Below are 19,037 nucleotides of genomic sequence, written 5' to 3'. Positions count from 1 at the left end.
GCTCAGGCCACCGCGCTGCGCACGGGCACGCCGCCCAGCAGCCGCTCGATGGCGCCGCTCAGCAGGTTTTCCAACAGGGCTTCGCGTTCACGCTCGGCCAGGGGTTGTTCGCTGAACCAGCTAGGGGCGCTGTTGAGCAGGTTGGCCAGGGCATGGGCAGCGGCGCGCTGCGCCTGTGGGCCAAGGCCGGTCGGGGTGCCCAGCAACTGCACCAGCTGTTGTTCGTAGCGTTCGCGCAATTGCCCGACCCGCAGTTGCTGGTCGGGATTGAGGCAGCCGCTGTCGCGCTCCACCAGGCGGAAATGCCGCGGCAATTCCCGATGCAGCTTCAGGTGGGCGCGGATCAGCGCCGGCAGGCAGTCGCCCTGCAACTTGCGCCGTTGCAGGCGCTTGAGGGTGCTGTGCAGCTCATCGAAGAACTCCTCGATCAGGTCCAGCAACAGGTGCTGCTTGCTCGGGTAATGGTGGTACAGCGAGCCCGGGGTCAGCCCCAGATGGCTCGCCAGCTCACGCATGCCGACCTGGCCGAAGCCCTTGCTGGCGAACAGCTCCAGGGCCTTGTCGCGGCTTTCGGCAAAGCGTGAGCAACGCTCAGCCATAGTGATGGAAACCCCGACCGGTCTTGCGCCCCAGGTAGCCGGCGGCAACCATTTCCTTGAGCAGCGGCGCGGGGCGGTACTTGCTGTCGTTGAAGCCGTCGTAGAAGGCTTCAAGGATCGCCAGCAGGGTGTCCAGGCCGATCAGGTCGGCCAGGGCCAGCGGGCCGATCGGCTGGTTGCAGCCCAGGCGCATGCCCGCGTCGATGTCCTCGGCGCTGGCCAGGCCTTCCTGGAACACCAGGATCGCCTCGTTGATCATCGGCACCAGGATGCGGTTGACCACAAAACCCGGGCGGTTGCCGGCGGTGATCGCGGTCTTGCCCAGGCGCTGGGCCATGTCCATGGCCAGGGCGTGGGTCGCGTCGCTGGTCTGCAGGCCGCGGATCACTTCGATCAGGCCCATCACCGGCACCGGGTTGAAGAAGTGCAGGCCGATGAACCGCTCGGGCGCGCTGACGCTGGCGGCCAGTTGGGTGATCGACAGCGACGAGGTGTTGGAGGCGATCACGCACTCGGCGCTGACCTGGGCGGCGATCTGCTGCAGCACCTTGAGCTTGAGGTCGAGGTTCTCGGTGGCGGCTTCGATCACCAGTTGCGCATCCTTGAGCACGCCGTAGTCGGTGCTGATGCGGATCCGGCCCAGGGCGGCGAGCTTGTCGTCTTCGCCGAGGGTGCCCTTGCTCACCTGGCGGTCGAGGTTCTTGCCGATGGTGGCCAGGGCCTTTTCCAGGGCGCCCTGGGCGATGTCCAGCAGGGTCACGTCAAAGCCCGCCTGGGCGCAGACCTGGGCGATGCCGTTGCCCATGGTGCCGGCGCCGATCACCCCGATATTCGCAAGATTCATCTTCAGCTCTTCCTTTGTTCATTGCCTTCGCGGAGCATGGCGCGGTTGCCTTGCACAGCGCGTTATCCAGCGCGAGTCTAGAGCCCGGCGCGGTGGCCGGCCTATGCCGAAAGCGGTCAAGCGTGCTGGCGTTTTTTGCCATAGGTCCAGCTACGGGAGCACAGCCTCTACATGCGTGAATCGGATTCGGTCGCGGTCTATTTTGTCCGGGTGATGACCCACGCCCTGCGCCAGCAGCCGGCGCGGCTGGCGGCCGTGCTGCGCGAGGCCGGTATCGATCCGGCGTTGCTCGACCAGCCCCGGGCGCGGGTGCCCGGCAGTGCCTTTGCCGCCCTGTGGCTGATCCAGATCCGCGAATTGCAGGACGAATTCTTCCAGCTCGACTCCCGGGGGATGCCGCCGGGGGCCTTTGCCCTGATCTGCCGCGGGCTGATCCAGGAGCCCAATCTGGAAAAGGCCCTGCGCCAATGCCTTAACAACTTCGGCCTGTTCCTGCGGGACGTCCGCGCCAGCCTCAGCCTGCGGGGCAAGCGTGCGGTGATCAGCCTCGACAGCCGCTGCGCCGACCCGCTGCGCAGCCACTACGCCGAGGAAACCCTGCTGGTGCTGGTCATCAGCCTGTTGTGCTGGCTCGGCGGGCGACGGATTCCCATCGACCGCGCCGACTTTCGTCATTCACGCCTGAGCCTCAGCGATGACCCGCTGCTGTGGGGCAGCAACCTGAGCTGGAACGCCGGGCGCACCGAGATCGAATTCGCCAGCCGCTTCTTGCGCCTGCCGGTGGTCCAGGACCTGGCCTCGCTCAAGGTGTTCCTGCGCAGCGCGCCGCAGTGGCTGGTGATCCGCTTTCGCAACCAGCATGGCCTGACCACCCAGGTGCACCAGCGCCTGCGGGGCAGCCACTACAGCCAGTGGCCGACCCTGGAAGCCTTCGCCCGCGAAGTGCAGATGAGCGCCAGCACCCTGCGCCGACGCCTGGAGCGCGAGGGCGGCTCGTACCAGGAAATCAAGGATGAAGTGCGCCGCGGCGTCGCCGTCGAGCTGCTACGCCGCTCGGCGGCCAGCATCAGCGAGATTGCCGAACTCACCGGCTTCCAGGAGCCCAGCGCCTTCCACCGCGCGTTCAAGAAATGGACCGGCGAAAGTCCCGGGCGCTACCGCGCCCGCCTCAACCTACCCCTGTAGCCGCTGCCGCAGGCTGCGCAGGAGACGTGGGGACTTCCAAGGCGCTGAAGATTCGGCGGGAGACCGCCAAGCAAGGCCCTGCGGGCCTTTGCGCAGCTTCGCCAAGGCTCAGCAGCGGCTACACAGACGGCAGGGTGCGCAGGGCCGGTTCTTGTAGCCGCTGCCGCAGGCTGCGAACGGCTCCGCAGGAGACGCGGGGCCTGCTAAGGCGCTGAAGATTCGGCGGGAGATCGCCAAGCAAGGCCCTGCGGGCCTTTGCGCAGCTTCGCGGGCTCAGCAGCGGCTACAGGGGGTATCCATTCGGGGTTGGGGGGCTGCGGCCGGGCATCTGGATGCCGTGCTGTTGCACGCGGCGGTACAGGGTGGCGCGGGAAATGCCCAGGGCCTTGGCCGCCGCCACGGGTTTCCAGCGGTGGCGCACCAGGGCATCCAGCAGGGCCTGGCGCTCGGGGCTGGTGGCGGTTTCCAGGGCGGGCAGGGCGCCTTCGGCCTCGGCGCCGCGCAGTTGTTCGGGCAAGTCATGCAGTTGGATCAGCGGCCCTTCGCACACCGCGCAGGCGTAGCGCAGCACATGGCGCAATTGCCGCACGTTGCCCGGCCAGCGGTAGCCCAGCAGGCATTCCAGCGCCGCATTGCCCAGTTGCACCGGCGCACCGCAGCGCTTGGATTCCTCTTCGACAATCCGGGTGATCAGCGCCAGCCGGTCGCTGCGCTCGCGCAGCGGTGGCAACTGAAAGCGCGCGCCGCCGAGGCGGAAATACAGGTCCTCGCGAAAGCTGCCCTCGGCCACCAGCGCCTCCAGATCGCGGTGGGTGGCGCAGATCACCTGGATATCCACCGCCTTGCGTTGCGCGGCCCCCAGGGGCGCCACTTCACCCTCGGCCAGCACCCGCAGCAGGCGGGTCTGCAAGGCCAGGGGCATGTCGCCGATCTCATCGAGGAACAGGGTGCCGCCATCGGCCTGTTGCAGCAGGCCCTGCATGCCCTTGTTCGAAGCGCCGGTAAAGGCCCCGGCAACGTAGCCGAACAGTTCGCTTTCGATCAGGTTCTCGGGAATCGCCGCGCAGTTCACCGCGACAAAGGGCCGGTCCCGACGCTGGCTGGCCTGGTGCAGCTGGCGGGCGAAGACTTCCTTGCCGGAACCGGTCTCGCCCTGGATCAGCACCGGCAGGTGGCGGTCCTTGACCCGCACCGCCAGGCGCAGGCTCTGTTCCACCCGCGGGTCCAGCGGTTCACCGGCCAGGCTCAGGCGTGGGCGCTGTGCCGGGCGCCTTGGCGCTTGCAGGCGGCCGTGGAGGTTGTCGGAAAGGGGGCACAGGGCTTCGTCGCGGGCGCGCTGCAACAGCTGCGGGTCGAACACCTGGGCGATGTGCTGCGGCAAGCGGCCATAGCGGCGCAGCAGGTAATGGCGCGCCGCCGGGTTCAGCGCGCGCAGGCAACCGTCGTCGTCCCAGGCCAGCAGGTAATCCGGCTGGCTGTCGACATAGCCCGGGCTGGCATGGGCCCGCAGCACCCAGTAGCCCTGGGCGCTGTTCATGAAGAACGCCTGTTCGATCTCCCGCGCGCTCTGCACCACCATCTGCCGGATCAGGTGCTGGGAACGGCGGTCGTCCGGGGAACGCACCGCCGACACGTCCAGCACCCCCAGCAACTCGCCCTGGGGGTCGAACACCGGGGCGGCGGAACAGGTCAGGCCGATGAACGCGGCGCGAAAGTGGTCGCGCTTGTGCACGGTGATCGGCGTGCGCGCGGTGAGCACCGCCGCCACGCCGCAGGTGCCTTCTTCACCCTCCGACCAGCAGGTGCCCAGGTACAGCCCGGCCTTGCGGCAGTCGTTGCGCAGGGTGGACTCCACCCGGTAGTCGATGGTCTGGCCCTGGGCGTCGGTGAGCAGCACGCAGTAGTCGGCGTCGCGCACCCGGCCATGCAGGCGGGCCACTTCTTCGCTGGCGATGCGCAGGAACAGCTCGGAACGCTCGCGGCATTCCTTGAGCACGTTTTCGGACAGGATGCGCGGCCCCTGCAGCGAGCCGGGGTCCAGTTGGTGCTGCTCCATGGAGCGGCGCCAGGAATCGAGGATCAGGCTCGGCACCGGCGCCTGGGGCAGGTGATCGGCGTTTTTCAGGACCCGGCTGACGCAGTCCACATGGGCTTTTGAATGTGCGGAAAGCATGAAGGCCTCCGGTTGCAGCTTCTTATCGTTGTGGGCGCATTAAGCGCCGATCCGCGGCTCCCGACAAGCACCGGGCGGCGCCTTGGGGGCGCTGAGACGCAACGTCTCAGGGTCTCGCCAAGGCCCCGTGCAGCCTGACATGCAACGTCTCAGGCGCAGGGCTTCCCGATACCTGCAGGCGAGGGCAACAGCCGCTCTGCCACGGGCCTTTGCAGCGGTTTTTCCATAACTGGCACCGGCCTTGCTCTGGCTCTTGGCAACCAGTTCTCGGTAACCCGCGCCGACTGGCCCATCGAAGAATAAGAACGAGGTGCCCGATGTTTTCTCCTGCCTGTGCTCCGCCCGCGGTGAGTCCATGAGCCGCCGCCCCCTCACTGTCGGCATCATCGCCAACCCGGCTTCGGGCCGTGATGTGCGCCGCCTCACCGCCAACGCCGGGTTGTTCTCCAGTACCGACAAGGTCTCGGTGATCCAGCGCCTGCTGGCGGCCTTCGGCGCCACCGGCATCACCCAGGTGCTGATGCCCACCGACATGACCGGCATCGCCGCCGCGGTGCAGAAGAACAGCCGCAGCCGCCAGGCCCGGGAGCAGCACTGGCCGGCCCTGGAGTTTCTCGACCTGACCCTGCGCCAGAGCGTCGAGGACACCCGCCGGGCGGCGCGCTGGATGGCCGAGCGCGAGGTGTCGCTGATCGCCGTGCTCGGTGGCGACGGCACCCACAAGGCGGTGGCCGCCGAGGTTGGCGACATTCCGCTGCTGACCCTGTCCACCGGCACCAACAACGCCTTTCCGGAGCTGCGCGAAGCCACCAGCGCCGGGCTGGCCGGTGGTCTCTACGCCAGCGGCCGGGTGCCCGCCGAGATCGCCCTGCGGCGCAACAAGCGCCTGCTGGTGCGCGAACCGACCCGAGGCCTGTGCGAGGTGGCCCTGGTGGATGTGGCGGTGTCGCCCCTGGCCTTTGTCGGCGCCCGGGCCATCAGCCGCGCCAGCGATCTGGCCGAGGTCTTCGTGACCTTCGCCGAACCGCAGTCCATCGGCATTTCCGCGCTCTGCGGGCTGTGGCTGCCGGTGACTCGCCAGGAACCCCACGGCGCCTGGATGCGCCTGGACCCGCAATCCCCCGAGGCGCTGCTGGTGCCCCTGGCCCCCGGCCTGCTGCAGGGCTGCGGGGTGCTGGAGGCCGGCTACCTGCAACCCGATGTGCCCCAGCCCCTGTGCCTGAACGCCGGCACCCTGGCCCTGGATGGCGAGCGCGAGATCGAATTCAACCCCCACGACCGGCCCACGGTCACCCTGGATGCCGGCGGCCCGCTGAGCATCGACGTCAACGCGGTCCTGGAACACGCGGCGCGCCAGCGCCTGCTGGCCATCGACCGCGATCACCGGCAACACCCCGTGAACCTTCAGTCCGAAGACACCCTGGAGAATAAAAATGTCGACACCCCTGACCACTGACCAGTTGCTCCACGCCTACCGGGTGATGCGCACCATCCGCGCATTCGAAGAACGCCTGCACGTGGAATTCGCTACCGGCGAGATCCCCGGTTTCGTCCACCTCTATGCCGGGGAAGAAGCCTCGGCCGCCGGGGTCATGGCCCACCTGCGCGACGACGACTGCATCGCCTCCAACCACCGTGGCCACGGCCATTGCATCGCCAAGGGCGTGGACGTCTACGGGATGATGGCGGAGATCTACGGCAAGAAGACCGGGGTCTGCCAGGGCAAGGGCGGCTCCATGCACATCGCCGATTTCGAGAAGGGCATGCTCGGCGCCAACGGCATCGTCGGTGCCGGTGCGCCGCTGGTGGTGGGCGCGGCCCTGGCCGCGCGGCTGCAAGGCACCGACGGTGTGTCGGTGGTGTTCTTCGGCGACGGCGGCTCCAACGAAGGCGCGGTGTTCGAGGCCATGAACATGGCCTCGGTGTGGAACCTGCCGTGCCTGTTCATCGCCGAGAACAACGGCTACGCCGAAGCCACGGCCTCCAACTGGTCGGTGGCCTGCGACCACATCGCCGACCGCGCCGCCGGTTTCGGCATGCCCGGGGTGACGGTGGACGGCTTTGATTTCTTCGCCGTGCACGAAGCTGCCGGCGCCGCCGTGGAGCGGGCCCGGGCCGGGGAGGGGCCGTCGCTGATCGAGGTCAAGCTGACCCGCTACTACGGCCACTTCGAGGGCGACGCCCAGACCTACCGCGCGCCGGATGAGGTCAAGCATTACCGCGAGCACAACGACTGCCTGATGCAGTTCCGCGAGCGCACCACCCGTTCGGGCCTGGTGCAGGCCAGCCAGCTGGACCAGATCGATGCGGATGTGCAAGCGCTGATCGAAGACGCGGTGCGCAAGGCCAAGACCGACCCCAAGCCGAGCCCCGCCGACCTGCTCAGCGACGTGTACGTCGCTTATCCATAACGCCCCACAGAACAACAAGAGACCACCATCATGGCGAGAAAAATCAGTTACCAGCAGGCCATCAACGAAGCCCTGGCCCAGGAAATGCGGCGCGACCCCAGCGTGTTCATCATGGGCGAAGACGTGGCGGGCGGCGCCGGCGCCCCCGGCGACAACGACGCCTGGGGCGGCGTGCTCGGGGTGACCAAGGGCCTCTACCATCAATTCCCCGGGCGGGTGCTGGACACCCCGCTGTCGGAGATCGGCTACGTCGGCGCCGCAGTCGGCGCCGCCACCCGTGGCGTGCGCCCGGTGTGCGAGCTGATGTTCGTCGACTTCGCCGGCTGCTGCCTGGACCAGATCCTCAATCAGGCGGCGAAGTTTCGCTACATGTTCGGCGGCAAGGCCCAGACCCCGCTGGTGATCCGCACCATGGTCGGCGCCGGCCTGCGCGCCGCGGCCCAGCACTCGCAAATGCTGACCTCGCTGTGGACCCACATCCCCGGGCTGAAAGTGGTCTGCCCCTCGTCGCCCTACGACGCCAAGGGCCTGCTGATCCAGGCGATCCGCGACAACGACCCGGTGATCTTCTGCGAGCACAAGCTGCTCTACAGCCTGCAGGGCGAGGTGCCGGAGGAGTCCTACGCGATTCCCTTCGGCGAGGCCAACTTCCTGCGTGACGGCAAGGACGTGACCCTGGTGTCCTACGGGCGCACGGTGAACACCGCCCTGGACGCGGCCCGCAGCTTGGCCGGGCGCGGCATCGACTGCGAGGTGATCGACCTGCGCACCACCAGCCCGCTGGATGAAGACAGCATCCTGGAAAGCGTAGAGAAGACCGGGCGCCTGGTGGTGATCGACGAAGCCAACCCGCGCTGCTCCATGGCCACCGACATTTCGGCGCTGGTGGCGCAGAAAGCCTTCGCTTCCCTCAAGGCGCCGATCGAAATGGTCACCGCGCCCCACACCCCAGTGCCGTTCTCCGACGCCCTGGAAGACCTGTACATCCCCGACGCGGCGAAGATCGAGCAAGCCGTGCTCACTGTGATCGAGTGGAGCCGCTGATGAGCCAGATCCATACCCTGACCATGCCCAAGTGGGGCCTGTCGATGACCGAGGGCCGGGTCGATGCCTGGCTCAAGGAAGAAGGCCAGAGCATCAGCAAGGGCGATGAAGTGCTGGACGTGGAGACCGACAAGATATCCAGCAGCGTCGAGGCGCCGTTCTCCGGCATCCTGCGTCGGCAGATCGCCCGCCAGGACGAGACCCTGGCGGTGGGCGCGCTGCTGGGCATCGTGGTCGAAGGCGAGGCCAGTGACGCCGAGATCGACGCGGTGATCGAGCAGTTCCAGGCCAGCTTCGTGTCCGGCGACAGCGCCGATGAAGACAGCGGCCCGGCGCCGCAGAAGGTCGAACTGGGCGGCCGCCTGATCCGCTATTTCGAGCGCGGTGAAGGCGGCACGCCCCTGTTGCTGGTGCACGGCTTTGGCGGCGACCTCAACAACTGGCTGTTCAACCACGAAACCCTGGCCGCCGGGCGCCGAGTGATCGCCCTCGACCTGCCGGGCCATGGTGAGTCGGCCAAGGCCCTGCAACGGGGCGACCTGGATGAATTGAGCGAAGTGCTGCTGGCGCTGCTGGATCACCTGGAGATTCCCGTGGCCCATCTGGTGGGCCACTCCATGGGCGGCGCGGTGTCCCTCAACACCGCGCGGCTGGCGCCGGACCGCGTGCGCACCCTGACCCTGATCGGCAGCGCCGGGCTGGGCCGCGAGATCAACGGCGACTACCTGCAAGGTTTTGTCGAGGCCAGCAACCGCAATGCCCTCAAGCCGCAGCTGGTGCAGTTGTTCTCCAACGCCGAGCTGGTGAACCGGCAGATGCTCGACGACATGCTCAAGTACAAGCGCCTGGAAGGGGTGCAAGCGGCCCTCGGGCAGCTTGCGCAACAGCTGTTCGCCGACGGCCGCCAGCAGGCCGACCTGCGCCCGGTGGTGCAGGACGGCCCGCAGCCGGTGCTGGTGATCTGGGGCAGCGACGACCGGATCATTCCGGTGAGCCACAGCGCCGATCTCAAGGCGCAGATCGAGGTGCTGCCGGGGCAGGGGCACATGCTGCAGATGGAAGTGGCGGAGCAGGTCAACCGCCTGATCCTCGACTTTATCCAGCAGCACTGAGGTGTTCTGCGGCGGCCAGGGGGCCGTCGCAGCTCTACAAGAATAAGGAGAAGCCAAGATGAGTGTTTCCCTCAAGCCTGTTCCCAGCATGCGTGCCGCGGTCTGGCACGGCCGCCACGATATCCGCGTCGAAGACGTACCGCTGCCCGACGCGCCGCCTGCCGGCTGGGTGCAGATCCGCGTCGATTGGTGCGGGATCTGCGGTTCCGACCTGCACGAATACGTGGCCGGACCGGTGTTCATTCCGGTGGACGCACCGCACCCGCTGACCGGGATCAAGGGCCAGTGCATCCTCGGCCACGAGTTCTGCGGCGAAATCGTCGCCCTGGGCGAAGGGGTCCAGGGTTTCAGCGTTGGCCAGCCGGTGGCCGCCGACGCCTGCCAGCACTGCGGCACCTGCTATTACTGCACCCACGGGTTGTACAACATCTGCGAAAACCTGGCCTTTACCGGGCTGATGAACAACGGCGCCTTCGCCGAATTGGTCAACGTGCCGGCCAACCTGCTGTACGCCTTGCCGGCCAACTTTCCCGCCGAGGCCGGAGCGCTGATCGAGCCGCTGGCGGTGGGCATGCACGCGGTGAAAAAAGCCGGCAGCCTGCTGGGGCAGAACGTGGTGGTGGTCGGCGCCGGCACCATCGGCCTGTGCACCATCATGTGCGCCAAGGCCGCCGGCGCGGCCCAGGTGATCGCCCTGGAAATGTCCGGCGCGCGCAAGGCCAAGGCCCTGGAGGTGGGCGCGACCCACGTGCTCGACCCCAAGGAGTGCGATGCCCTGGCCGAGGTCAAGCGCCTGACCGGCGGGCTGGGGGCCGATGTCAGCTTTGAGTGCATCGGCAACAAGCACACCGCCAAGCAGGCCATCGACCTGATCCGCAAGGCCGGCAAGTGCGTGATGGTGGGGATATTCGAAGAGCCCAGCGAGTTCAACTTCTTCGAGCTGGTGGCCACCGAGAAAACGGTGCTGGGGGCCCTGGCCTACAACGGTGAGTTCGCCGATGTGATCGCCTTCATCGCCGATGGCCGGCTGGATATTTCTCCCCTGGTGACCGGGCGCATCCAGCTGGAAGAGATCGTTGGCCAGGGCTTTGAGGAGCTGGTCAACAACAAGGAGCACAACGTCAAGATCATCGTGTCCCCCGGTCAGTTGCGACGCTCGTAAACGAGCGATTTGGCGATGGCCGGCCGCGGCCATCGCACTTTTTTACAGTTTTGCGTTCTATCACCAGGCCTGGCCGCGCCGATCCCCGCCGCAGCCCGTGAATTCCGACCCGGTGCCGATGGCCTACGCTCCCTCTTCTTGCATGATGCAAACCCGATTTCAGCGCCTGTTCCTGGTGGCGCTGCTGATGCTTGGCGCCACAGCCTGTACCCAGCAGCAAGGGCGCGATATCGCCAAACAGTTTCGTGAAGGCAAGCCTGACGAATTCTTCCAGACCAGCGTTGACCGCATGGCCACCATCGGCATGCGCGACAACCTGCAGAGCCTGTACCTGCTGATGGGCAAGCTCTACCTGCGCAACCCCAGCCAGTGGCGCAAGTCGGGGTTCCCCGATGGCACCACGGCCCAGCGCGAGATCCGCAATGCCATCGAAAAGCGCCAGCCGCTGCCGGCCCTGGGGGATCGTCGCGACCTGGCGGCCCTGAGCTATTCCCTGAGCCCGGAGTTCCAGGGCGATCGGGTGGGGGCCTTCATCTATGCCATTGGCAGCATGCTGGTGACCGCCCATGGCGGGCGCACCGAGTTCTACATGACCGATACCATCGACCCGCAGTTCATCAGCAACGCCGCGCGCAATATCGAGAAGGCCACCTGGCTGCTGAGCCAGCGCCAGGATGCCAATGGGGTGCTGTTGCTGTTCTCCAACGAGATTTCCGAGGAGGGCAGCAACCTGAGTTTTGCCGTGGAGTTCGGCAAGATCGTCGCGCGCCTGGATTTGCTCACGCAGATTCTCGATGAGCGCTACCGGCGGGTGGGGTTCAATTACGCGCAGAGCCTGCTGCTGATGAATTTCTTGCCGGTGCAGTAGGAGCTGGCTTGCCAGCGAAGGCGCCCGTCCAGGCGCTGCATGTCTCGCGGGCCTCTTCGCCGGCAAGCCGGCTCCTACGCGGCGCTTTTGCCCCGTGCAAAAAAAACGGCCGCATTTCAGGTCATGCCGAGTTTCTTGCGGGCCATCAACAGGGCTACGACGCTCAACGCTGCCGCCAGCATCAGGTAGAAACTCGGTGCCAGTGGCGAGCCGGTCAGGGCAATCAATCCGGTGGCGATCACCGGGGCAAAACCGCCGAAGATCGTGACCCCCAGGTTGTAGCTCAGGGACATGCCGGTGACCCGGGTGCGCACCGGGAAGATGTCCGCCATCAGCGACGGCAGCGGGGCGAAGTACACCGCCTTGATCAGGGCCATCAGCGCCACCACCAGCAGCAGCGAACTGGCACTGGGGCGGCTGTTGAGCCAGAAGAACGCCGGCAGGATCGCCACGGCGTAGAGCACCGCCGCTGTCAGCATGATTTTCAGGCGTCCGATATGGCCGGACAGGTAGCCGACAATGGGCGTGACGAAGGTCAGGATCAGGCCGCCGGTGAGGGTCGCCAAAAAGCCCGAGGACTGGGAAATGTCCAGGCGGGTGGCGGCGTAGGAGGGCATGTACTGGATCATGTAGTTCGAGGCGGTGGACACCACCAGGGTGCCCATGGCGATCAGCAGCAGGGTCTTTTGGCTGATCAGCACTTCGCGCAATGGGCGTTCCCCTGGTTCGCTGGCCTTGAAGTCCGGCGACTCGTCCACCGTACGGCGGATGTACAGGCCCACCGGGCCCAGCAGCAGGCCGAAGAAGAACGGCACGCGCCAGCCCCAGTCGAGCATTTGCTGGGCATCGAGGTGCTTGGTCAGGAAGTAGCCGAAGGTCGAGGCGATGACCACGCCAAAGCCCTGGCTGGCGAATTGCAGGCTGGCGACAAAGTGCCGGGTGCGCGGCGGCGCGTGTTCCAGCATGAAGGCGGTGGAGGTGCCGAACTCGCCACCGGCGGAGAAGCCTTGCAGCAGCCGGGCCAGGAGGATGCCGATCGGCGCGGCGAGGCCCAGGGTGGCGTAGCTGGGCATGATGGCGATCAGCAGGGTGCCCGTCAGCATGATCAGGATCGACAGGGTCAGGGCCTTCTTGCGGCCCCGGCGGTCGGCGTAGGAGCCCAGTACCGCCGCGCCCAGGGGGCGGATCAGGAACGAGATGCCGAAGGTGGCGAAGGCCAGCAGCAGGGAGAAGGTCGGGTCGGTGGTGGGAAAGAACACCTGGCTGATGGTCAGGGCGAAGTAGGCGTAGATCGACAGGTCGAACCACTCCAGGGTGTTGCCGATCAGGGCGGCGCCTATGGGTTTCCACAGGGCCTTGGGTTCGACCCGGGTCGCGGTCGAGGTGGTGGCTAACGCTGTCATACAGGACGCTCCTGCTTATTGTTGGATTTTGAGCGACAGGTGCCCGGCCAGGGCCGGGCGGGGTAAGCGATGGCCTCAGGTCCGGGGCAGGTCCCCCAGGTCCCAGAACAGGGCCGTCATGATCTCCAGGCCTTCACGAATCACCGGCAGCAGCAGGTGTTCGTCCGGGGCGTGCTGCGAGCAGCCGGGGTAGGAGTGGGGAATCCACAGGGTCGGCAGCCCCAGCACTTCGGCGAAGATGTCGTTGGGCAGGGTGCCCGCCAGGTTCGGCAACAGCGCCAGGCGCTGCGCACTGCTACCTGCAATCGAGGTCTTGGCGAACCTGACCCAGGGGTTGTCCGGGTCCAGGCGGGTGGCCGGGGAGCAGCGCTCCATGACGATCTCCACCTGGCTGAAACCTTCGCGATCCAGGTGCGCCCGCAGCAGGCTTTCCAGCTGCTGCCAGGGCGTGCCGAGGACAAAGCGCAATTGGCAGAAGGCCACGGCCCGGGGCGGAATCGCGTTCACCGGTTTTTGCGGGTTGCCGGTGCTGAAGGCGAGGATTTCCAGAGTGTTCCAGGCGAACAGGCGCTCGCCCAGGGTCAGCCCCGGTTCGCCCCAGTGTTCGTCCAGAGGGCGGCCCAGGGACTCGCGCTGGATCTCCAGGTCGGCGATGGCGGCGCGCACGTTGTCGGGAATGTTCGCCGGCAGCAGTTCGCGGCAGCGGATGCGGCCGTTCTGGTCCACCAGGCTGGCCAGGGCGTTGGCCAGTACCACGCCGGGGTTGCTCATCACCCCGCCCCAGTTGCCCGAGTGCAGGCCCTTGTCCCGGGTGTTGACCTCCAGGCGGAACTGCGCCGAGCCGCGGGAGCCGAGGAACAGCGTCGGTCGGGCTTGATTCAGCCGTGGGCCGTCGGAGGCGATGAACACATCGGCCCGCAACAGTTCGCGCTGCTCCTGGCACAGCTGGCGCAGCCCCGGGGAACCGGCTTCCTCGCCCATCTCGAACAGCAGCTTGAGGTTGAAGCCCAGGCGCCCGTCGCGGGCCTTTAGCACTTGCTCCAGGGCGGTCAGGTTAATGCTGTGCTGGCCCTTGTTGTCGGCGGTGCCACGGCCGTACCAGCGTTCGCCCTCCAGGGTCAGTTGCCAGGGATTCAGGCCCGCGCGCCACTGCTCGGCGTAACCCGGCACCACGTCGCCGTGGCCGTAGCTGAGCACTGTGTGCAGGGCTGGGTCTTCCAGGCGCGTGGCAATCAGGAACGGCCCACCGGCCTCGGGGTTGGCCAACATGTGGCAGTCGAAGCCCAGGCGTTGCAGCAGCGGCTGGATTTCCTCCAGCAGGTAGCGCGGCAGTTCATCGGCATGGGCCGGGTCCTGGCTGTCACTGCGAAACGCCACCCGGCGTCGCAGGTCCTGTTCAAAATGGCCGGCGTCCAGGTACTGGCGAACGCCGGCGAGGGCAGCTTGCTTGGTCATTGCAACTCCGGTCGGGCAAGGGGAACGGGCCCATGGTGGAGTTGGCAAAGGCATCTGTATATTGCTGTTTTTTGAAGGCATGATTCTAAAAATTGGATGCCTGGCAAGGGGATGCAGATGGACTATCGGTATTTTCTGGCGGTGATCGATGCGGGCTCCCTGGCCGCGGCGGGGGAGCGTTTGCACATCGCCCCCAGCGCGGTGAGCCGGCAGATCGCCCTGCTGGAAGAGAGCGTTGGCGTGGCGCTGTTCGAGCGGCGCCCGCGGGGCATGCAACTCACCGCCGCTGGCGAAGCCCTGGCCGAACACGCCCGGCGCACCTGGCTGGAACAGGAGAACATCCTCGCCGAACTGCGGGGCGAGGGTTACCCGGGGGCCAAGGTGATCCGCCTGGTATCCACCGAGGGCCTGTCGCGGTATTTCCTGCCCCGGGTGCTGCTGGAGCATTACCGCCTGCGGCCCGGAGCCGAGTACCGCCTGGACGTGATCTCGCCCCACGAGTGCGTGCAGCGCATTCGCCGGGGAGAGGCGGACGTGGGGCTGACCTTCAGCACCGAGCCGGTGGAGGGGGTCAACGTGTGCTACTCGATCCGCTCGCCGATTCGCGCCCTGATGCGCGCCGGGCATCCGCTGGCCAGCGCCGGGGTGCTGTCACTGGAGCAGGTGCAGGCGTTTCCCGTGGCCTTGACGCCCAAGGGCACCACCCAGCGGCAACTGCTGGATCTGGTGTGCCAGATGGACGGCCTGAGCTTCGATCAGGTGATGACCTGCAACTTTTCCGGGGCCCTGCATGAGTTTGTGCGCCAGTCCGATACGGTGGCCTTTGCCAGCGCCATCAGTGGCGAGGGACGGGGGATGGATGGGCTGGTATCGGTGCCGCTGTCCAACCCGCGCTTGGGCGATCGGGACATTCAGGTGCTGACCATGCCCAAGCGGGTGCTGCCGCAGAGCCTGGCGTTCTTTATCGAGACCTTGATTGCGCGGTTGCAGCAGGAGGGCTGAGGGCGCTTGCCCCGCTTGAGCGGGCGGGAGCCGCTGCAGGCCGCGTGGGGCGCAACCCTGGATGGGGGTTGGCGCCGTGCACCTTGGCTCGGGCCTGTCGGGTGCAGCACCGGGCTTTCTGGCAAAACCGCACCGCCCTCACTTTTTCAGCGATTTGCCGTGGCTGGGAATGTGCAGGTACGACATCACGCTTTCCGTCAGCTCGGTGGCCAGTTTCACCGCTTTTTCGTTGCGCGCCATGACACCGGCGACCAGGCCTTCGATCAAGGCCAGCACGGCAATATTGGAACTGGTCAGTACCGGGTGGTCGCACGGCGCAAACAGTGTGTGCTCGGCAATCGCGGTGAGTGGCGAGGCGGGGGAGTCGGTAATGGCCAGGACCGTTGCCCCGCGTTCGTTGGCAAAGCGCGCCAGTTGCAGGGTGTCGAGGGAATAGCGGGGCAGGGAGATGGCCAGCAGCACATCCTGATCCGTGATCGCGGCGAGCCGGTACGCGGCGTTTTCGTTGCCACCCTCCATGCTGATGGCCGTGGCGTCGGCGCAGAAGGGCATCAGGGTCGCAGCGGCGAGGCCGGCCAGGTAGACGCTGTTGCCAAACCCCAGAATGTAGATCTTGCGTGCCGTGGTCAGGCGGCTGATGAAGGCATCGAAGCTGTCAGCGTGGTTGCTGGTCGTGGCTGTGGCCAGGTTGCTGCTGGCGCTCTGCAACTGCTCGTGCAGGCCGAACGCACCGCCCGGGCGCAGCGCCAGTTCGTTGCGCAGCTTGTCCACCGGCGACACCATCTGCTGCAAGGTGGCGACCAGCTCGGCCTTCATGCCGCTGTATCCACCCAGGTCCAGTGCCTTGGCCAGGCGGTTGACGGCGGCGGGGGAGGTCAAGGTTTCGTGAGCCATCTCCTCGATGGTCAGCGTCGCAGCCTTGAGCGGGTGGCGCAGGATGAAGTCCGCCACCTTGCGCAGCGACGGCGGCAGCTCGGCAACGATTTCCGTCAGTTTGCGCATGACCGGTGCGGCATAGATCGTGGTGTCTTTCGATGAACTTGGCATGTCCGGCTCGACAGTTCCTGAGGGTGAAAGAAGGGCTGTGCCTGGTGCCCTGGCGAGGTGGGCTGGAGTGTATCCGAGGCCGGGCTCGTCAGGGCAGTGCTGCACCGCGGCGTGGCGATCTTATTTCAAACTTCCCGCGAGAAACTGCTGCAGGCGCTCGGATTGCGGGTTGGCCAGTACCTCGCGTGGGGCGCCGCGTTCTTCCACGCGGCCCAGGTGAAGGAACACCAGCTGGTTGGACACCTCGCGGGCAAAGCCCATTTCGTGAGTGACCACCACCATGGTGCGGCCTTCCTGCGCCAGATCCTGCATGACTTTCAGTACTTCACCGACCAGTTCGGGGTCGAGCGCCGAGGTCGGTTCGTCAAATAGCATGACCTGCGGTTCCATCGCCAGTGCGCGGGCAATGGCCACGCGCTGCTGTTCGCCACCGGACATATGTCCCGGCCAGGCGCTCATGCGCCGCGCCACCCCGACTTTGTCCAGGTAGTGCTCGGCCCGCTCCCGCGCTTCCTGCTTGCTCAGGCCGAGCACTTGCACCGGGGCTTCCATGACATTTTCCAGAGCGCTCATGTGTGACCAGAGGTTGAAGTGTTGAAACACCATCGACAGCTGTGAGCGCATGCGTTGCAACTGCCTGGGCTCGGCAGCCTTGAGCCCGCCCAGGGGAGTGGCCACCAGCTTCAGTGCTTCGCCATTGAGCCGGATAGTGCCCGCATTGGGTTGCTCCAGCAGATTGATGCAACGCAGGAAGGTACTTTTGCCCGAGCCGCTGGAGCCGATCAGGCTGATCACGTCACCGGCCTGTGCCTGCAGGGAGACGCCCTTGAGCACCTGGTGCGCGCCGTAGCTTTTGTGCAGGTCCTGAACTTCAAGTTTGTACATGTTGTGAACTCTCTGGAATCAGTCGCTGAGCAAGCGACCCTGGCGAATGGGGGTAGCACCTGCCACTTTGGCCAACCACAATCCCGGCTGGGCGAAGCGCAGCCGTTCGCGGGCATAGAGAATGCCGTCGATGCTGGCGCGGACCAGGCTGTGGCGGTCGGTCAAGGGATCGATGACTTCGAACAGCGGGTCGCCGACCTTGACCTGTGCACCCAGCGGTTGCAGGAAACTCACCACGCCGGGATGGGGCGCGCAGGCATACTGCGCGCCGGAAAAAGGCAGTGCCTGGCAATGGCTCGGCGGCGTCGCCGGCCAGTCGCCGCTGATCAGGCCCTGCTCGGCCAGATAGCCAAGAATGGCTTCGGCGCTGTCGAGGCATTGCTCGCGTCCGGTGTCTGCCATGCCGCGCAATTCGATGGTGGTGGCGGCGCACGCCAGGGGAATATTGGCCTCGGGAAAGTGCTCTGCCAGGCGCAGCCAGACAATCGCGCAGGCTTCGTCGAAGGCGCTGCCGCCCGCATCCTCGGCCAGCAGGGTGACCCCGGCGCCGAGGCGCGCGGCCAGTGAGTGCAGGCGCGGCCAGTGTTGCGGCATGGCGTACAGCAACATGATCGATTCGAAATCGCAGTGCAGGTCCAGCACCAGGTCGGCGTCATGCGCGTGCTGCAGCAGCAGGCGGCGCAGGCCGTCGAGTTCCGAGGCGGGGGCCGGCATGGCCGCGAGGGTCTCGGCCATGGCGCGGCGAATCAGCGTGACGTTGGCCTCGGCGTCAGAGCCCAATTGCCCTTGCAGCTCTGCTGCAACCGGCTCGAACAGTTCCGGGAAGTCGCGATTGAAGTTCTTGCCGCTGGAGAACTCGAAGCGTCCCTGGTGGGTGGCCTGGAACATCTGGGCGATACCGATCGGGTTGGCCAGGGGCACCAGTTCGATCACCCCCGTCAGCCGGCCCTGTGTCTCCAGCTCCAGGAGACGGCGCTTGAGCTCGACGGCGACGCGCATCCCCGGCAACTCGTCGGCATGCAAGGACGCCTGGATATAGGCCTTGCGTGTTCCACTGCCAAAGCGAAACAGCGTCAGTGTGCGTACGGTGCCCGACGCACTCCATGGCAACGGGTATTGAATGTGCTCCATAGCAGCTCCTTAGTGCTTGCGTGGTGCCAGATACGCCAGCCAATGGCGCTCGGCCAGCTTGAACAGACGCACCAGAATGAAGGTCAGAACCAGGTAGAAGAGAGCGGCAGTGATAAACGCCTCGAAGGGCAGGTAGAACCGCGAGCTGACGGTGCGCGCGGCCCCGGTGATATCCACCAGGGTGACGATGGAAGCCAGGCTGGTGGTTTGCAGCATCATCAGCACTTCGTTGCTGTACTGCGGCAAGGCTCGGCGCAAGGCCGACGGCAGCAAAATGCGCCGGTACAGGGTCAGGCGCGACATGCCCATGGCCCTGGCGGCTTCGATCTCGCCTGCGGGGGTGGTGCGCAAACTGCCGGCCAGCAGCTCGGCGCTGTAGGCACTGGTGTTGATCGCAAAGGCCAGGCAGGCGCAGAAGGTCGCGCTGGACAGATACGGCCAGAGCAGGCTCTGGCGCACCGCTTCGAACTGCGCCAGGCCGTAGTAGATCAGGAACAGTTGCACCAGCATCGGCGTGCCGCGAATCACATAGGTATAGAGCCACGCCGGTGCGTTGATCAGCGGCGAGCGCGACACCCGCATCAGCGCCAGGGGCACTGCCAGGGCCAGACCCAGGGCCAGGGAAATCAGCAGGACCTTGAGGGTCACCAGGGCGCCGTTGAGGTACAGCGGCAGGTTGTCCCAGATCAGGTGGTAGTCAAGCATCATGGGTGGCT

The 19,037-nt window shown here is 66.4% G+C and carries 17 protein-coding genes; 8 read left to right on the top strand and 9 right to left on the bottom strand.

What is annotated here, in order from left to right; genetic code table 11:
* Nucleotides 1–2: 2 nt before the first annotated feature.
* Together BLS75_RS18170 and BLS75_RS18165 are read right to left on the bottom strand one after the other, a co-directional pair.
* Complete coding sequence (locus BLS75_RS18170) at nucleotides 3–599, bottom strand: TetR/AcrR family transcriptional regulator (RefSeq protein ID WP_011060465.1); 597 nt, start codon at nucleotides 597–599, stop codon at nucleotides 3–5.
* The gene (locus BLS75_RS18165) at nucleotides 592–1,443 is read right to left on the bottom strand and encodes a 3-hydroxybutyryl-CoA dehydrogenase (RefSeq protein ID WP_011060466.1); all 852 of its coding nucleotides are present in this window, start codon (nucleotides 1,441–1,443) and stop codon (nucleotides 592–594) included. Before BLS75_RS18165 ends, BLS75_RS18170 begins: the two co-directional genes overlap by 8 nt.
* Nucleotides 1,444–1,614: 171 nt before the next feature.
* Between BLS75_RS18165 and BLS75_RS18160 the strand changes: the two genes are divergently transcribed.
* Nucleotides 1,615–2,628 (top strand): AraC family transcriptional regulator, encoded by a 1,014-nt coding sequence (locus BLS75_RS18160; RefSeq protein ID WP_072451494.1) that lies wholly within the window; start codon nucleotides 1,615–1,617, stop codon nucleotides 2,626–2,628.
* A gap of 283 nt (nucleotides 2,629–2,911) precedes the next feature.
* On the opposite strand, the gene BLS75_RS18155 is transcribed toward BLS75_RS18160, so the two are convergent.
* Nucleotides 2,912–4,801 (bottom strand): sigma-54-dependent Fis family transcriptional regulator, encoded by a 1,890-nt coding sequence (locus tag BLS75_RS18155; protein WP_072451493.1) that lies wholly within the window; start codon nucleotides 4,799–4,801, stop codon nucleotides 2,912–2,914.
* Between the two features lie 355 nt (nucleotides 4,802–5,156).
* On the opposite strand from BLS75_RS18155, the gene BLS75_RS18150 reads away from it, so the two are divergent.
* The 6 genes from BLS75_RS18150 (at nucleotide 5,157) to BLS75_RS18125 (ending at nucleotide 11,398) form a co-directional block, all read left to right on the top strand.
* Nucleotides 5,157–6,257, top strand: a complete 1,101-nt coding sequence (locus tag BLS75_RS18150; protein WP_072451719.1) for an ATP-NAD kinase family protein — start codon at nucleotides 5,157–5,159, stop codon at nucleotides 6,255–6,257.
* Nucleotides 6,235–7,212: a thiamine pyrophosphate-dependent dehydrogenase E1 component subunit alpha gene (locus tag BLS75_RS18145; protein ID WP_047285179.1), complete on the top strand. Its 978-nt coding sequence runs from the start codon at nucleotides 6,235–6,237 to the stop codon at nucleotides 7,210–7,212. Before BLS75_RS18150 ends, BLS75_RS18145 begins: the two co-directional genes overlap by 23 nt.
* A gap of 30 nt (nucleotides 7,213–7,242) precedes the next feature.
* Complete coding sequence (locus BLS75_RS18140) at nucleotides 7,243–8,256, top strand: alpha-ketoacid dehydrogenase subunit beta (RefSeq protein WP_072451492.1); 1,014 nt, start codon at nucleotides 7,243–7,245, stop codon at nucleotides 8,254–8,256.
* Entirely contained in the window at nucleotides 8,256–9,368 is a 1,113-nt protein-coding gene (locus tag BLS75_RS18135; protein ID WP_072451491.1) for an acetoin dehydrogenase dihydrolipoyllysine-residue acetyltransferase subunit, read from the top strand. The genes BLS75_RS18140 and BLS75_RS18135 overlap by 1 nt, the downstream gene beginning before the upstream one ends.
* 88 nt (nucleotides 9,369–9,456) lie before the next feature.
* Nucleotides 9,457–10,530, top strand: a complete 1,074-nt coding sequence (locus BLS75_RS18130; protein WP_239690686.1) for a 2,3-butanediol dehydrogenase — start codon at nucleotides 9,457–9,459, stop codon at nucleotides 10,528–10,530.
* A gap of 145 nt (nucleotides 10,531–10,675) precedes the next feature.
* Nucleotides 10,676–11,398, top strand: a complete 723-nt coding sequence (locus BLS75_RS18125) for a hypothetical protein (protein WP_230493590.1) — start codon at nucleotides 10,676–10,678, stop codon at nucleotides 11,396–11,398.
* Nucleotides 11,399–11,514: 116 nt separating this feature from the next.
* Here the strand turns inward: BLS75_RS18125 and BLS75_RS18120 are convergent, their stop codons facing one another.
* Both BLS75_RS18120 and BLS75_RS18115 read right to left on the bottom strand, forming a co-directional pair.
* Nucleotides 11,515–12,801 carry an MFS transporter gene (locus BLS75_RS18120; protein ID WP_072451489.1) on the bottom strand — a complete coding sequence of 429 codons (1,287 nt, stop codon included), beginning with the start codon at nucleotides 12,799–12,801 and terminating at the stop codon, nucleotides 11,515–11,517.
* 75 nt (nucleotides 12,802–12,876) lie between these two features.
* On the bottom strand, nucleotides 12,877–14,256 hold the full coding sequence (locus tag BLS75_RS18115; RefSeq protein ID WP_072451488.1) for a M20 family metallopeptidase: 1,380 nt from the start codon (nucleotides 14,254–14,256) through the stop codon (nucleotides 12,877–12,879).
* Nucleotides 14,257–14,373: 117 nt separating this feature from the next.
* Here BLS75_RS18115 and BLS75_RS18110 point away from each other — a divergent pair, with 117 nt between their 5' ends.
* Nucleotides 14,374–15,258, top strand: coding sequence for a LysR family transcriptional regulator (locus BLS75_RS18110; RefSeq protein WP_072451718.1), 885 nt, complete (start codon nucleotides 14,374–14,376; stop codon nucleotides 15,256–15,258).
* Nucleotides 15,259–15,396: 138 nt separating this feature from the next.
* Here the strand turns inward: BLS75_RS18110 and BLS75_RS18105 are convergent, their stop codons facing one another.
* The 4 genes from BLS75_RS18105 to BLS75_RS18090 form a co-directional block, all read right to left on the bottom strand.
* Complete coding sequence (locus BLS75_RS18105; RefSeq protein ID WP_072451487.1) at nucleotides 15,397–16,305, bottom strand: MurR/RpiR family transcriptional regulator; 909 nt, start codon at nucleotides 16,303–16,305, stop codon at nucleotides 15,397–15,399.
* A gap of 120 nt (nucleotides 16,306–16,425) precedes the next feature.
* Entirely contained in the window at nucleotides 16,426–17,190 is a 765-nt protein-coding gene (locus BLS75_RS18100) for an ABC transporter ATP-binding protein (protein ID WP_072451486.1), read from the bottom strand.
* An 18-nt stretch (nucleotides 17,191–17,208) separates the two neighbouring features.
* Nucleotides 17,209–18,321: a succinylglutamate desuccinylase/aspartoacylase family protein gene (locus BLS75_RS18095; protein ID WP_072451485.1), complete on the bottom strand. Its 1,113-nt coding sequence runs from the start codon at nucleotides 18,319–18,321 to the stop codon at nucleotides 17,209–17,211.
* A gap of 9 nt (nucleotides 18,322–18,330) precedes the next feature.
* Entirely contained in the window at nucleotides 18,331–19,029 is a 699-nt protein-coding gene (locus BLS75_RS18090; RefSeq protein ID WP_072451484.1) for an ABC transporter permease, read from the bottom strand.
* Nucleotides 19,030–19,037 lie beyond the last annotated feature (8 nt).

The organism is Pseudomonas sp. NFPP12, assembly GCF_900103205.1.
Taxonomy (GTDB): domain Bacteria; phylum Pseudomonadota; class Gammaproteobacteria; order Pseudomonadales; family Pseudomonadaceae; genus Aquipseudomonas; species Aquipseudomonas protegens.
The sequence above is the reverse complement of the archived record's forward strand: the minus strand, read 5'-3'. Positions and strand labels throughout refer to the sequence as shown.

Coding starts and splice junctions, on each gene's coding strand:
- BLS75_RS18170 (WP_011060465.1), bottom strand. CDS start 599: ATGGCTGAGCGTTGCTCACGCTTTGCCGAAAGCCGCGACAAGGCCCTG.
- BLS75_RS18165 (WP_011060466.1), bottom strand. CDS start 1,443: ATGAATCTTGCGAATATCGGGGTGATCGGCGCCGGCACCATGGGCAAC.
- BLS75_RS18160 (WP_072451494.1), top strand. CDS start 1,615: ATGCGTGAATCGGATTCGGTCGCGGTCTATTTTGTCCGGGTGATGACC.
- BLS75_RS18155 (WP_072451493.1), bottom strand. CDS start 4,801: ATGCTTTCCGCACATTCAAAAGCCCATGTGGACTGCGTCAGCCGGGTC.
- BLS75_RS18150 (WP_072451719.1), top strand. CDS start 5,157: ATGAGCCGCCGCCCCCTCACTGTCGGCATCATCGCCAACCCGGCTTCG.
- BLS75_RS18145 (WP_047285179.1), top strand. CDS start 6,235: ATGTCGACACCCCTGACCACTGACCAGTTGCTCCACGCCTACCGGGTG.
- BLS75_RS18140 (WP_072451492.1), top strand. CDS start 7,243: ATGGCGAGAAAAATCAGTTACCAGCAGGCCATCAACGAAGCCCTGGCC.
- BLS75_RS18135 (WP_072451491.1), top strand. CDS start 8,256: ATGAGCCAGATCCATACCCTGACCATGCCCAAGTGGGGCCTGTCGATG.
- BLS75_RS18130 (WP_239690686.1), top strand. CDS start 9,457: ATGCGTGCCGCGGTCTGGCACGGCCGCCACGATATCCGCGTCGAAGAC.
- BLS75_RS18125 (WP_230493590.1), top strand. CDS start 10,676: ATGCAAACCCGATTTCAGCGCCTGTTCCTGGTGGCGCTGCTGATGCTT.
- BLS75_RS18120 (WP_072451489.1), bottom strand. CDS start 12,801: ATGACAGCGTTAGCCACCACCTCGACCGCGACCCGGGTCGAACCCAAG.
- BLS75_RS18115 (WP_072451488.1), bottom strand. CDS start 14,256: ATGACCAAGCAAGCTGCCCTCGCCGGCGTTCGCCAGTACCTGGACGCC.
- BLS75_RS18110 (WP_072451718.1), top strand. CDS start 14,374: ATGGACTATCGGTATTTTCTGGCGGTGATCGATGCGGGCTCCCTGGCC.
- BLS75_RS18105 (WP_072451487.1), bottom strand. CDS start 16,305: ATGCCAAGTTCATCGAAAGACACCACGATCTATGCCGCACCGGTCATG.
- BLS75_RS18100 (WP_072451486.1), bottom strand. CDS start 17,190: ATGTACAAACTTGAAGTTCAGGACCTGCACAAAAGCTACGGCGCGCAC.
- BLS75_RS18095 (WP_072451485.1), bottom strand. CDS start 18,321: ATGGAGCACATTCAATACCCGTTGCCATGGAGTGCGTCGGGCACCGTA.
- BLS75_RS18090 (WP_072451484.1), bottom strand. CDS start 19,029: ATGATGCTTGACTACCACCTGATCTGGGACAACCTGCCGCTGTACCTC.